The organism is Paenibacillus sp. sgz302164 (genome assembly GCF_056120505.1).
The window spans coordinates 99,186-112,721 of record NZ_JBVYOL010000010.1 but is presented as its reverse complement, the minus strand read 5'-3'; the positions used below and the strand labels follow the sequence as shown (position 1 = coordinate 112,721).

The 13,536-nt window shown below is 55.2% G+C and carries 7 protein-coding genes; 1 reads left to right on the top strand and 6 read right to left on the bottom strand.

Features of this window, described 5'->3' with window-relative positions; all coding sequences use genetic code 11:
* Positions 1-462: 462 nt before the first annotated feature.
* From AC0LWT_RS18020 to AC0LWT_RS17995, 6 genes are all read right to left on the bottom strand, one after another.
* Positions 463-2,649 (bottom strand): glycoside hydrolase family 88/105 protein, encoded by a 2,187-nt coding sequence (locus tag AC0LWT_RS18020; RefSeq protein WP_474682648.1) that lies wholly within the window; start codon positions 2,647-2,649, stop codon positions 463-465.
* A gap of 31 nt (positions 2,650-2,680) precedes the next feature.
* The gene (locus AC0LWT_RS18015; protein ID WP_474682647.1) at positions 2,681-4,240 is read right to left on the bottom strand and encodes a type 2 periplasmic-binding domain-containing protein; all 1,560 of its coding nucleotides are present in this window, start codon (positions 4,238-4,240) and stop codon (positions 2,681-2,683) included.
* Positions 4,241-4,393: 153 nt separating this feature from the next.
* Positions 4,394-6,745 (bottom strand): helix-turn-helix domain-containing protein, encoded by a 2,352-nt coding sequence (locus AC0LWT_RS18010; RefSeq protein ID WP_474682807.1) that lies wholly within the window; start codon positions 6,743-6,745, stop codon positions 4,394-4,396.
* Positions 6,746-6,829: 84 nt separating this feature from the next.
* The gene (locus tag AC0LWT_RS18005) at positions 6,830-7,696 is read right to left on the bottom strand and encodes a carbohydrate ABC transporter permease (RefSeq protein ID WP_474682646.1); all 867 of its coding nucleotides are present in this window, start codon (positions 7,694-7,696) and stop codon (positions 6,830-6,832) included.
* A gap of 42 nt (positions 7,697-7,738) precedes the next feature.
* On the bottom strand, positions 7,739-8,701 hold the full coding sequence (locus tag AC0LWT_RS18000; RefSeq protein ID WP_474682645.1) for an ABC transporter permease: 963 nt from the start codon (positions 8,699-8,701) through the stop codon (positions 7,739-7,741).
* A 31-nt stretch (positions 8,702-8,732) separates the two neighbouring features.
* On the bottom strand, positions 8,733-12,059 hold the full coding sequence (locus AC0LWT_RS17995; RefSeq protein ID WP_474682644.1) for a glycosyl hydrolase: 3,327 nt from the start codon (positions 12,057-12,059) through the stop codon (positions 8,733-8,735).
* A gap of 292 nt (positions 12,060-12,351) precedes the next feature.
* On the opposite strand from AC0LWT_RS17995, the gene AC0LWT_RS17990 reads away from it, so the two are divergent.
* Positions 12,352-13,182, top strand: coding sequence for a YihY/virulence factor BrkB family protein (locus tag AC0LWT_RS17990; RefSeq protein ID WP_474682643.1), 831 nt, complete (start codon positions 12,352-12,354; stop codon positions 13,180-13,182).
* Positions 13,183-13,536: the final 354 nt, after the last annotated feature.

Genomic DNA, 13,536 nt, shown 5'->3' with positions numbered 1-13,536 from the left:
TGCAGGTTTTTCGCCCCAATTAGCCGATTTCACGGAAAAAACCTGCACTTTCGCAGGTTTTCTCCCTACCCAAGCTGCCTCATCCCCCTTATTGAGCACCGTTGCGACCCGTACAGGAGAGGTGGGGGTTGGGGAAGAACAGCTGCGCCCAACAATCAGATTTTGCAGGTTTTCAATGCGCCAAAGGGATGCGCCTCTCCAATGTATGTTTTCTCAGCAGCCAGATTTTTGAAGTTTTTTTACGTGCGGCTGGCGAAGCATCGTTTTGGCAACGCATTCTTCCGGGGCCTCCTTCTAACGATGCAATCCGCTTGACAGAAGTATACCGCCCCGGTCCCGGATTGGCGCTGACTCAGGCAGCTTCAGCGCCCCTGGCAGCTCAGGTGGCTTTGGGGCGCTGGCCCCGCCTCCGGCGGCTTCGGCATCTCCGGCGGCCTTTGCGGCTTCGGTAGCTCCGGTAGCTCAGGTGGCTTTGGTGCTGCAGGTGTCGGCGAGAAACCGTTGCAGCTTCAGCACTTCAATGCCGGCCAGCAAAACGATGCCTATGCCGTGCGTATCGTTGAGCAGCCAAGGCAGATCGTCCTTGTAGTAGCCGACGCTGTACGAGTAGCCCGATCCGCGGCATACTCCGTACACGTTGCCGTACTTATCGATCGAGATGCGGGCCAGCCCGTTCCAGCCTTTTTGAATGGCCGGCATGTATCGGTCCGCATCGTCAATCCAGCCGTGGCGTATTCCGCGGGCGTAGGCGTAGAGGAACATCGAGGTGCAGGATGTTTCCTCGTACGATTCCGGCTCGGTGAGCACCTGATGCCACAGGCCGCTGCGGCCTTGCAGGCGCAAAAAGCCTTCGCACAATTCATTGAAAAATTGAAGGAGCTCTTTGCGGCGGCTATGCTGCTCCGGCAGCACCTCCAGCAGTTCGGACAGCGAGAACAGCACCCAGCCGTTGCCGCGCCCCCAGGCGATTCTCGTCGGTTTGTCTATACCGAAATCGTAAACATGGGACATGATCTGCCGCTCGGGCATGAATAACCGCTTTTTGAACTGCACGAACTGATTGGCCGCATCATCCAAAAAGCCGATCTCGCCCGTCCGCTGATAACAGCGGCACAGGTAAGGCACGCTCATGTACAGATCGTCGCACCACAGCGTCGCGTTCGGAAAGTCGACATGACGCGGTTTGCGGTACAAGGCGCCGTCGGGCAGGCGCTCCTGCTTGCTGCCGATATAATCCGCTATCACGTCGGCGATCGCCTCCGCGCCTTGCAGCTCGCGCTCCTGCAGCGCCAGCAGCATCGTGGCTCCGAAGGAGCCGCAGTCGTCAAGGCTGTCGAGCGTCGCCAATGTGTTCAATACGCCTGAGGCGCCGTATTGTTCCTTGTCCCATTTGGCATAGCCGTACAGGCGGGTACACGTTTCAATGTGCTGATAAACGTACTGCCGCAGATCGTCGCGGTCCAGCAGCTTCCCTGTCTGCAGCATGCCGTAGAGGGTCACGCCCAGCGGGTAATTCCATTTGCCGAACAGCGCGTTTTCGGCGAATGGCCGCACCCGCGTATTCGGCTGGTCGAGCCGCCAGAAAGTCCCGCCTTCCCGCGTATCCACCAGCGAATGCATGGACTCGGCGGGATTCGGCATCGCCTCATCTGCGGCGAAAGGACCCAAATACAGCCAGGTGTCCTTGTTCCCATGCACCGGATACGGCTCAACCAACTGCACGCCCTCAGGCAGAGGGTCCAGCTCGAACCCGGCGCCGAAGCTCTGCACCGTCAAATCGTGCAGGCCGCAAGACAGGCTGAGCACGGCGCGGAAAGGGCCCGGCTGCTCGATGGAGGCCTGCAGCCGGCCGGCCAAATAAATCGCCGTGGCGCCGAAGGCGCGGCCGGTCAGCTCCACCTGGCGGGGCTCCTGCGAGAGTGAGGCCGAGAGCGAGCGGAGCTTCGTCCAAGCCAGCGCGTACTTGCCCTGCAAATCGCCGAATATCCGCGCAATCGGGCCGTCCGCTTGCTGCGAACCGCTCCATCGCAGCTCGGGGAACCACTTCACGCCGCCGTCGGCTTCGCTGCTGCCTTCCCCCGGCAGTGTGCTCCAGACCGTATCCTGCGGCTCCGTATAAATCCATCCTTCGTGCCCGGATCGTTCCGGCGACGGAGCGAGGAAATGGACCGGATTGCTCTTGTACGAGCCCGGCCCGAGGGAACCGCCGCAGCCCGCCTCCGTTTTCGTAAACCGGAACGCCAGATGATTCCATCCCTTGTTCAGCGGAATCGTCACTACGGTTCTCCGCTTTCTGTTCAGCTCATCGGCAATATTCGCTTTATAAATCTGAGCGCCGTTCGCGTACAGCGTCAGCGGCCCGTAGCAGTGCAAAATAAAATTCAGCGGCGCCTCCGCATCGCTCCAATATTTGCTCCAAGCGTACACATGCTGGCCGTTCCGCATCTCCGGAAAGCGCTCCGTTAGATTGAAATCATAGCTGTAATCGTGCTTCTTCAAAATGCCGTCGGCGCAAAAAGCCCGGTAAGCCATCGGATGCGGCGGATTATTGCCGATGTATCGGCCCGCGACCGTCAGCAAAATATCCTCGACCCGGTCCCCGCATTTCATGAAAATACTTTCGTTGTCATCGATATAACGCTCGCTCACCCGCTCATGTCCTCCTTTGGTCTGCCCAAGCTTATTTGGCGCCCCCTGCGCCGCTGCGTTTTTGATAAGCTTCGGTCATTTCCTGGCTCATCTTCGCCAAGTCGGCATCGGTTTTGGCTTTGGCGACGAAATCGTCCCAAGCCGAGATCGGCTCGCGGCCCAAAATAATTTTCGTTTTCAAATCCTGCGCTTTTTTCTCGAATTCCGGAAGCAGCTTTTGCACTGTTGGGGAGTACAGCCCGATGCTGACGTCCGCTACGCTCGTTTTGGCGCGTTCGTCCTGAATCTTTTTGTACAATTCGTTCGCTTCTTTCGGGAAAAACACTTTCGTGGAGCTGGCGTACGGATCGGCGACATATACGATTTGGTTAAAATCCGGCCCGTTATCCTTGGCCAACTGCTCGGTGTTGATAATTTTTTGCCCGTCTTTCACCGTGTAGTCAATGCCTTCGATGCCATACTGCTGAATGGCGAATACTTCGTCGCTCATCCATGTGTCGACCAGCTTCAGGATGCGCTTCATCTTAGCCTCCGGAACCGATTTCGGAATCGAGACCATACCGGAGAAGCCCGGTCCTTTCGGGTTGTAGCCGTTTATATTTGTCAGCGGGTAGAAGTCTTCCGGCTTTATTTTCGGATCGATTTCTTTCAGCTTTTGGTAATAGTCGTTCATCGTCCCGGCTTTTTCCATAATGATGCCCGCCTTGCCGCCCTTGAACAAGTCCGAAGCCTGGGTCAGCTTCAAGGAAGCGAAATCTTCCGGCAGCAGCTTCTCCTTGTACATTTTCGCCAAATACTCAAGCGCTTGACGGCTTTCCGGCAGCAGCACCGTATTCACCATTTTGCCGTCCACAAGCTTCCATTTATCGTTCTTCACGTTGGCGCCCGTAAAGCTGTTCTCGATCATCCCCAGGGTCCCCATGTCGGCAGGGGGATTCATATAGGCGGCAAGCGGAATCGTATCGTTTTTGCCGTTTTTGTCCGGGTCTTTTTCCGCAAAGGCTTTCATAACTTCGTACAGTTCATCCGTCGTTGTAGGAACTTTCAGGCCCAGATTATCCAGCCAGTCTTTGCGGATGACGAAAAACGAGTCGGCCTCGGACGGGCGCGGGCGCGGAATGCCGTAGTTTTTGCCGTCCTGCATTTTCGTCAGTTCCCAGGCGGTTTTGGAAATTTTGGAACTCAAATTCGGATAGTCTTTGATGTAAGGCGTCAAATCCCAGAACGCCCCTTGCGTAACCGCGTTGCGGAACACCGATGTGAACGGATCGTTGATCGTGATCAGCTCCGGAATGTCCCCGGAAGCGAGCGTCACGTTCAGCTTGTCGGTGTAGTTGTTGCCGGATACCCACTGGATGTCCAGTTTGGAGTTCGTCGCTTTTTCGATCGCCTGCTTGATTTTGTTGTCATCCGCCGCCGGGGAAGGGCTGAGCAAAATCGTCATCACTCTGACTTTCAAAGGGCCTTCATCATTGGCCGCACTTTTTCCTCCCGTATTGTCTTTGGCGCCGCAAGCGCTCAAAACGCCGGATAAAGCCAGCAATAGCGCAAGCGAGCCCAGCGCCGCTTTCTTGTTTGTACTCTGTTTCATTAAGTGGTCCTCCCTTGTTCATGTCTTCTGCGGAGCGAACGTTCTGTGTCGAACACAAGGTAGACATTAGTTGATTTTAATTTGATCGGCAATCGTACTTTTTTGTAGGCGGTTTCCGAAAAGATAGGACTATATTGCAGCCTTGAACTTTTCTTAGGAGCCGCGCAGCTCACGGAATTGGCTCGGCGTGATGCCCTCGTACTTTTTGAACAGCCGGTTGAAGTAACTGTGCTGATAGCCGACCCGGTCCGCCACTTCGTTGATTTTCATATCCGTTTCGGCCAGCAGCTTCTTGGCGTTCGCGATGCGGATATTCGTCAAATAATCGATAAAGTTAATGCCTGTCACTTGTTTGAACGCCCTGCTTAACGTATACGGACTCGTTCCGAACAGCTCGGCGCACGATTCGAGGGAAAGCGGTGTCATATACTGCTCGCCCAAATAGACGATAATTTGCTCGATCGTATGTTTGAAGTGGTAGTCCTGGCGGCTGATCATCTCCTGCACGAAAACGGCGATCACCTTGTGCCGGAACCATTTGAGCATTTCCTCCGGTTCCTTGATCTGAGCCAACTGCTCGAACAGATTGACGCTGCCGAACAGTTGGACAGGGTTCATGCCGGACTGCAGCGCCGCATAACGGATGCTCCCAAGCAACTGCAGCATGCCCTGCTGAAGCACGAACTCCGTCGACCCGTTGGCGGACAGCTCTTCCATGAACTGGTTGATTAGTAGGGCAGCGTCCGTTTCCTGCCCGCTGCGGATCGCGTGAATGATTTCTTTATCCAGGGTGAACGGATAGCTGCTTTCTTTCAACTGATTGAGTTTGGAGATCTGCTCCGTTCTAATAATTTGATTGTCGTCCAGCAAATCCCGGTATACCAACGCCTGTCTCACTTCCTCGAACAAATGCGGTATTTGTTTGACGTTATGAATCCATTTGGATATGGACACCGTCACCTGCATTTTCAGGATTCGGTTAATCGTCCGGGCCACCTCCAGGCATACCTGCTCCAAATCTTCTTCCAGCCATTTGACAGGGTGGGAGGCAGGAAAGGACAGCAGCACACCGACCGAAAAATTGTGGAAATTAATAATTTCCGCCTGCTCGTACTCGTTTTGCAGCAGCTCGTTAATGATGTTGGAAGCCGCAAAGGTAGCCAAACTCTCGTCTCCGGTTGAAAATTTGCCTTCCGGGTTGGAAAACCCGGTCAATTGGAACATAAGCGCAGCAAACTGGCGGTCATCGGTCTCCCAGCCGTAGCTTTTCATTCTTTCCTTGATATCGCTTTCCTGCAGCGCGAACAAATAACCTTGTACGAGCTGCAAATAAAACCCTTCCCTTAAGTGCGGGATTTGCTCGTTAAGCTTGGAGCGCATCGACTCGCTTTCCTTCGACAAGTGCTGCCAATGCTTCTCGATGAGCGCGAATTCGTCCCTTGCTCCATCGTGCTTCTCCCCGGTAAGCAAAGTCATGAGCCGGTGAACGGGCGAGTAGATGCGGCGGGAAACGAACCAGGACAGCAGCAGAGCAAGCAGCAGGCCGGTAAAGCTGACGATCAGAATCCACTGGGAAATCGTAACGACAGAAGCGGTGATGGAGGACAGCGGAGCTGCCGACATGTAGACCCACGTTTGCCCGAGACGGCTGAAATGCCCGTATGAAACGGAGTAGGACACCTTTTTGTATTCGAAAAGAAACGATTCCGGCTTTTTCCCCAGATCGTCTGCGCGGAGTTCGAGCGCGGATTGGCGCTTCGCGTACTCCCGCTTGATCGCCTGGTCCAAATCGCGCCCCTCCGCGCTGCTGCTGGTCAAGTTCCAGTCCTCGGTTTCGTTGAACAGCAGCGTCGCTCCTTCGTCGTAAGGAGTTAACGTTTTGAGCAGCTGCAGCAGCTTCTCCTGATTGATCGTAGCGATAATCGCGCCGAACGATTCGCTGCTTGCCCCGGGGATTTTATCGACCAGCGTAATGGCCTGCTTCGCCGCCCCTTTGGGATAAGGGTTTTCCCAAAATACCGATTTTCCGTGCTTGAATATCGTTTCGTAGCTTTCAATATCGGACAGCTTGCTCAAAAACGTGTATTGTTCCTTCGAAAACGTCAGAGGCCGGGGTTTATCCAAAAACAGCTCGACTTTTTCCAGCAGCGGGTGCGCGCTTTCTATCTGGAGCAGGGTCCGGTACATATCCTGAACCTGATCGTAATCGTAGGCAAAATTCAGCGATTTCAGCTTCTCGTCGAATTTGGAGTCAAACGCCCAATGGGAGATCGTCATTTCCAGAGAAGCGAGCTGGTCGTCGATGTTGTCCGCCCGGTTTTTGATTTGGTTCTGATGCAGACGCTGCAATTCTTCTTCAATGTTGTTCGTCGCGATCCAATAAATGCTGAGCCCGATGATGAGGCCGGGTATGCTGGCCATAACCAAAATCATCGCCAGACTTCTGCGGAAAAAGCGGCTGTTGTATTTGTTTTTTTGCAAGTAGCGAAGCAGCGATGTCATCATTTCAGTCAAGATGCTCACCTTCCAGGACATTTTATAAACACGTTTTTCGACATCTTGAGCTGAAATCCTCTACCTGATGCCTGCTTATCCCTTGACTGAGCCGACCATAGCCCCTTTGGCGAAATGCTTTTGCAAGAACGGATATACGAGCAGAATCGGAATCGTGGCGACGATAACGGCGGCCATTTTGAGCGTTTCCGACGGCGGCGCGACGGTGGTTGCGTCCATGCGCAGATCGGCGTTATTGGCGTTCAGCAAAATGTTTTGCAGCATAACCTGGAGCGGCCATTTGGCCGAATCGTTGATATAAATGAGCGCGTTGAAAAATTGATTCCAGTACGCTACCGCGTAAAACAGTCCGAAAGCGGCCAGCGACGGGAGAGACAGCGGCAAAATGATCCGGAAAAACGCAGTCAAGTCGTTGCAGCCGTCCATCGCAGCGGATTCCTCCAGTTCGGCGGGAATGCTGTCGAAGAAGCCTTTCATCAAAATCACGTTCCACCCGCTTGCCAAAGCCGGAAGAATGAGCGCCCACAGGCTATCGATCAGCTTCAGCTCGCGAACGAGCATATAGTTCGGGATGATCCCCGGATTGAACAGGATAGTCAGCAGGATCGCCAGCAAAATCAGCTGTCTGCCGCGCATTCTTTTGCGGGAGAGCGCATAAGCGAGCGCCGAGGTGACGATCAAGCTGCAGGCGGTTCCGACCAGCGTCACGTATATGCTCACGGCGATCGATTTCGGAAAGGCCCCCGTCGCCATCAGAAATTTGTACGATTCCAGCGACCAGACGCGGGGGAACAGCACGAAGCTTTTTTTCAGATATTCGGTCGGGTCCGTAAAGGAAACGACGAATACGTAGTAAAGCGGAAAAAAGGTGGCGGCCGCTACCAGCCCCAATACGACGATATTGATGAGTTGAAAAAGACGGTTTCCTAACCCTGGTTTCATAGTGTCGTCCTCCTGCGAATCGTTAGCCCGATCTTCATAACATTAATACACGCCTTCTTCGCCCATTTTTTTGGCGATCCAGTTCGCCAGCACGACCAGGGCCAGCCCTACGACCGATTTGAACAATCCGGCGGCGGTGCTGTAGCTGAACTCGCCCTGCTGAATGCCGACCCGGTACACGTACGTATCGAACACTTCGGCCACCTGAGAGACAGCGCCGTTGTACATCAGAAATACTTGCTCGAATCCGACATCGAGCATATGGCCGAGCCGCAGTATAAGCAAAGTGATGATCACGTTGCGAATCGCCGGGAGCGTAATGCTCCACATTTGGCGCAAACGCCCCGCGCCGTCGATTTTGGCAGCTTCGTATACTCCCGGATCGATACTAGCCATAGCCGCGAGGAACAAGATCGTGCCCCAGCCGCATTCTTTCCAAATCGATTGAGCCGTAAGCATCAACCAGAACGAATCAGGGTTTGTCAGAAAGTCGATGCGGGAGAGGCCGATGCTTTCCAGCATTTTATTGACGAGCCCCTCGCCCTTGGCGAACAGCAGGAAGGTTAAGCCTGAAATAATGACCCAGGATAAAAAGTGCGGCATATAAATAATCGATTGGACGACCCGCTGGTATACTACGCTGCGCAGCTCGTTCAGCAGCAAGGAAAGCACGATCGGCAGCGGAAAAAACAGGATCAGATTGAGCAGGTTGATCGCCATCGTGTTGCGGAACAGCAGCATGAAGTCGGGGTTCGAGAAAAAGCGCTGAAAATGCTCGAAGCCGACCCATTCACTGCCGGTAATCCCCGCAAAGGGGGAGTAGTTTTGGAAAGAAATGACAACCCCCCACATCGGGATAAATTTGAAAATGAGGAAAAACAGAATGCCCGGCAGCGCCAGCAGATACAAATATTTATCGCGGAGCAGGTCTCTGGCTAATCCGCCTTTGCGTTTGCTATAGGAAATGCCGGCATTTATCTGCTTTTGTTGGAGTGATGATGCCATCCATGCCGCGCTCCTTTCTCGGGTTCAAATGTTAAAGCCTGCTGTTCACGGGCTTCAGTTCATGCTTGGCATAATCGAAATATTTGCCTTCAAGGAGCCCTATGAGCGTATTGGTTACGCGCACCTCGATTTCGTTGCCGCCCTGGCGAAGCAAGCTTGTGCTTCCCGTGAAACGGTAAGGCATCCAGGCGCGGGCTCCAAGGGAATGACTGTTCACAAGCACCTCCGTCACCTCATGGAACTGCGGGTCCAGTCCCTCGAACGAAAGCTCGAAGGCCGCGGCATCCGGCAATGCGACCAGCTCTACCGTTCGAGTGAACGAGAGGGTGCCGGAAAAATAAGGGAACCCCGGATAAGGTTTCGCAGCCAGCGGCTGCTTTTGTACGGCGGGCGGCTTCAGCACCGGACGACGGTCGTCGTCGAATCCGACACGGAAAGCTCCGGTAATGTAAAGAGCATCGACAAGCCCGTTCCAGTCGTGTTCGATTTCCACGTCAACGGCTATCGTGTTTATCCCTTCTTGCAAATAAGGGGCAATATCGCAAGCTACGTTCATATGATCGTACAGGAAGCTCCGCTCAAAGGCCGGCTTCTCCAGACGATGGCCGTTGATCAGGATGGCTCCACTGCCGGACACTGCGCCCTGGTCCATGACGAGCCGGGCCTTCTCCGGCGTCTGCCGGGCGATAAACGAAGCGGCGTAACGCGCTTGAAGCGGATAAGCGAGCCCGATGCGCATCGGGGTGCCGAACAGCTGGCTCATCTGCACGGGCAGATTCGTCGAAGCCGCGAGATCGGCGCACTGATCGATGAACGTTTTCACCTGCACCTGAGCCGGCGCGCCTGCCAACGAGCCGTCCGGCTGCGCAATCGTGAGCTGGAACGTGTCGAAGCGGACGGCGTTGTCCTGTTCCGTGCGCAGCGTCCACAAGTCTTTGTCCGAGGCGGCGATGGGCAGACGCCATGGGCTGTGGCCGGCGGCCAGGTCGGGGGCGGTGGCCGCCGGGGCGAGGGCCGCTGCGCTGCGGCCGACGCGGGTCAGCCGGAACAGCCGGGACTCGTAGGGAGCCAGCGCCACCGGCAGGCTCCAGACCGTCCCGTCCCGGCGGGCCGCCGCCGATGTTTCGCTGCCGCTATCCAGCGACAGCTCCGAGAAAGCGATGGCGTGCAGATCGCCATCTTCCGTGCCGGTTCCGGCCCATAGCGCAGCCGTAACCTGCAATGACACCTCGCGGCGCGCCTCTTCCTGGTTGCTGACGAACACCAGGAAGGCATCCCCGGCGATGCGCCGCGTCTGCATCAAGATCCCCCACCGGCCGCAGGCGGGGGTCAGCTTCACAGCCAGCGGCTGCAGCTCTTCGAGCAGCGCTGTCATCTTGCCGAGCGCCGCCGGTGCCGCGGCGTCGGTGGTGAAGGGCAAATGGTACGCGTTCGCCGCCGTACCTTTGGACCAATTCGCCGGCTCCGCTTCCCGGGAGGAGCCGCTCCAAAACTGTTCGCCGGACGCTCCCGGCAGACCGAACGCACTTGCCATCGCGGCGGCGTCCTCCCGCCGCGACGGCTCGATCGCCTGGTACGGCAGCTGCCCCATGCTGATGACGGTGCCGCCTTGCGCAAGGAAAGCTTGCAGCTTGGCCCAGGCGCCGTTCTCCAGATTCGTGACGGGAGGCACGATGACGATGGAATAGCTTGCGGAGCCCAGCGTGACATGCCCGTCTTTTATGTCCGCTTCCGCCAGCAGTTCGGCATCGAGATGGTCAAAATCTCTGCCGCTCATCGTCAGCTCGTTGCAAATGCGTGTCCACCAAGCTTTTAAATCGGTGAGCTTCCGCTTTTCCTCCGCTTGATTGCCGCCGTAATCGAAATGATGGAACGGATTTCCCATGTGCGCCCACAGAGATGTCGTCGGCTGCAGCACGGCCGCTTTAATATCCGCTTGCCCGCAGCTCATGACATAACTGATCCGGCCAACGTAGTCGCCGAGCTGTTTGAAATGTTTCCAATACGGATTTTGCAAAAATTGCGAAGGGGGAGCGTCGTGCTTCGTCAATCCGTCCAGCGTATAGAAAAAGGCATGGAAATTGAAAAAATTGGTCCCCTGCGCGGCCATCCGGTCGATCATCCATTTCGCATCCTGCAAAGTCATCGACCAGCCGACGCTGTGGAAACACTCGATCAGATTGCGTTCCCTGTTTAATTGGCGGGCGAGGGAGCTGACCATTTTGGCGCTGCTGCGGAAGCTTTCCGGATGGTTGTTCAAAATCCAGTCAAGCGGCCTGCCCAGCTTCTCATGAGCGGTATCCCCGCCCGGCACATGGCTGTACAACTGCGTCGTGTGCCTTACCGAAGGCACTTCGGTGACATATTGCAGTCCGTGCCGCTCGCACCAATCATGGACTTGCTTATGGTAAGCGCCGAGCAGCAGCAAATGGACGGCTTGATAATAGTCGTAGCGAACCCTGGCTGCGTCATCCGCCTCCTCGTAGAGCAGAGCATGAAGATGCTCCCGCAGATCGTAGCCGTTGCGCTCCAGGAAAAAGGCGGGCAGCTGCGGCGACCACGGAATGCTGCCCAAAAGGCCGATTTCATCCGTAAATATCCCCCGAATCGTAGTCCCGAAATAGTCCCCGAAATGCTGTGCATATTTGTCGTGTGTCAGCCGGATGAAGGTCTCCATCGCTTCCCGGTTGCATGGGTCGACGAATGTGCCGTAATATTTGAAATCTTCGATTTCCTGCTCTTGCACGACCAGCACTTCCCATTCGCCGGGAGGCGCGGTCCATTCGATCTTTTGAACGGTGCGGTATGTGAAAAAACGCTTCTGGTTGTAAGCCGTCAACCCCGCTTTCTGAAAAATCGGCTCCGCCTGAAAATTCCCGATCGAGGCGCGCACGTCCACGGCTTCCTGCCATATTTTCTCCCCGCTAGAGGTAACGGGAACGGCTTTGGCGTACAAAATCCGCGCCCATGGCAGCTCGGCCGACCAATGTTCCCCGCCCCGGACCCGCTGCGCGCGGTGCGTCAACGTGTAATGCTTGGCTTCCGGATGCTCCAGCGTGACTTCCCCTCCCGCGATTCCGCTGGGATAAGGGTATTCGTCGTACAGCCAAACGCCCAGATGTTTGCGCTTCGCCGCTTCCAGGGCGACCCGCACTTTTTGAAACCATGCTTCGGACAAGTAGGGGATTTGCAGCCCTTGACGCGCGCACACGAAAAAACCGCCCACGCCCTTGTCCGCCATTTCATCGATCTGATGCCGGATTTGATCGTCTTCCATCTCCCCGTTCCAAAACCAGAACGGATGAATCCGGTACGCCGAGTCCGGCTGCCGAAACGATTGCATGTTGAAGTCGGCCATCTTTTTATTCCTCCTAAGGCAGTTGAAATTGCTTTAACTGTAAAGGAAGCGGCTCTTGCAGCACAATCGTAATATTTTTGCGGACCGGTTACGGGGGCTGAGACTATTTTGCACGCTTTGCACATCCTTGCAGTTCGCCCGGGAGTCCGGCGGTCGGAGCTTCGGGTTCATCGGACAGACTTCTGGAACCGGAGCCCTGAAACCACAAAAAATATTGGTAAAATGGGCGAGGGAAAGCCATATTAACCTGTAACGGGAAACTCCATTTCAAAGCGAAAGGAAACGGATCGCGATGAGGATCAAAATTCCGTCCTACTTCAAAGCGCTGTGGCGGCAATTTCAGCGGGACGACGCTTTGGGGCTTGCCGCGCAATGCGCATACTATTTTTTGCTGTCGGTGTTTCCCTTCCTGATTTTTATCATGAGTCTTTTCGGTTATTTGCCTATAGAGACCAAGGATGTCCTGGCTCTGCTCGAAGAGTACGTGCCTCAAGAGGTCGCGCGGGGGATGGAGAAAAGCATTGTTGATTTGCTGGATGTAAAAAGAGGGGGCAGCCTTTCTTTCGGGCTGATTTTGTCTCTTGTGAGCGCCAGCGCGGCGATGAATTCCATCGTGCTCGCCGTGAACAAGGCGTACGGGCTGCCGGAGCGCAAAAGCTTCATTCATTCGCACTTGCTGGCTGTGATGCTGACCGCCGGCATGCTGATCGTCATCGCCTCGGCCTTGCTGCTGAGCGTCTTCGGACAATGGATCGGCAACTGGATGCACGTTCATGTCCATGTCCCGAAAGCGCAAATTGATGTGTGGAACGTCATGCGTTGGGTCATCAATTTCATTATTTTATTTATCGTTTTTACCGGTATTTATTACATAGCTCCGAACACTTGTCTGACTTGCAAAAGCGTCCTTCCCGGCGCCTTGTTCGCGGGGGCGGGCTGGCAGCTTACATCATGGGGCTTCTCCTACTATATCAGCCAGTTTACCAATTACGGCGCAACTTACGGGAGTCTGGGCGGAGTCATCGTGCTTATGACCTGGTTCTACATCTCGGCGCTCCTCATTATCGTGGGCGGGGAAATTAACGCGACGGGCCATATTCGCCACCGGCAAAAGCTGGGCTGAACAACAGTCATAACCACCGGCTTAGCCGGTGCTTCCATCAGCCCTGTAAATGCCCCCGCCTAACCAATGGTGCTCGTTTGGGATACTATGAAATCCTGCGAATGATTGAGATTTTGTGAGATTTTGTGAGGTTTCCCCATAAATACAAGGGAGGGCATGTTACAAGCAAGCGTCTCTAAGGCGCGCTGAAAGTCTGCCGACCGCGTGCTGCGACGTTACTATGCGTAAGCACGGCCAACCCCCTGAAAAGGGGACTCCCGCCCTTTTTCCACTGGCTCACCTGTAAACAGGTTGCCCCATCATTTTGGGTTCGTCCGTCCGGCGGCAGACAGGAATGGGGATGTTCGGCGACTG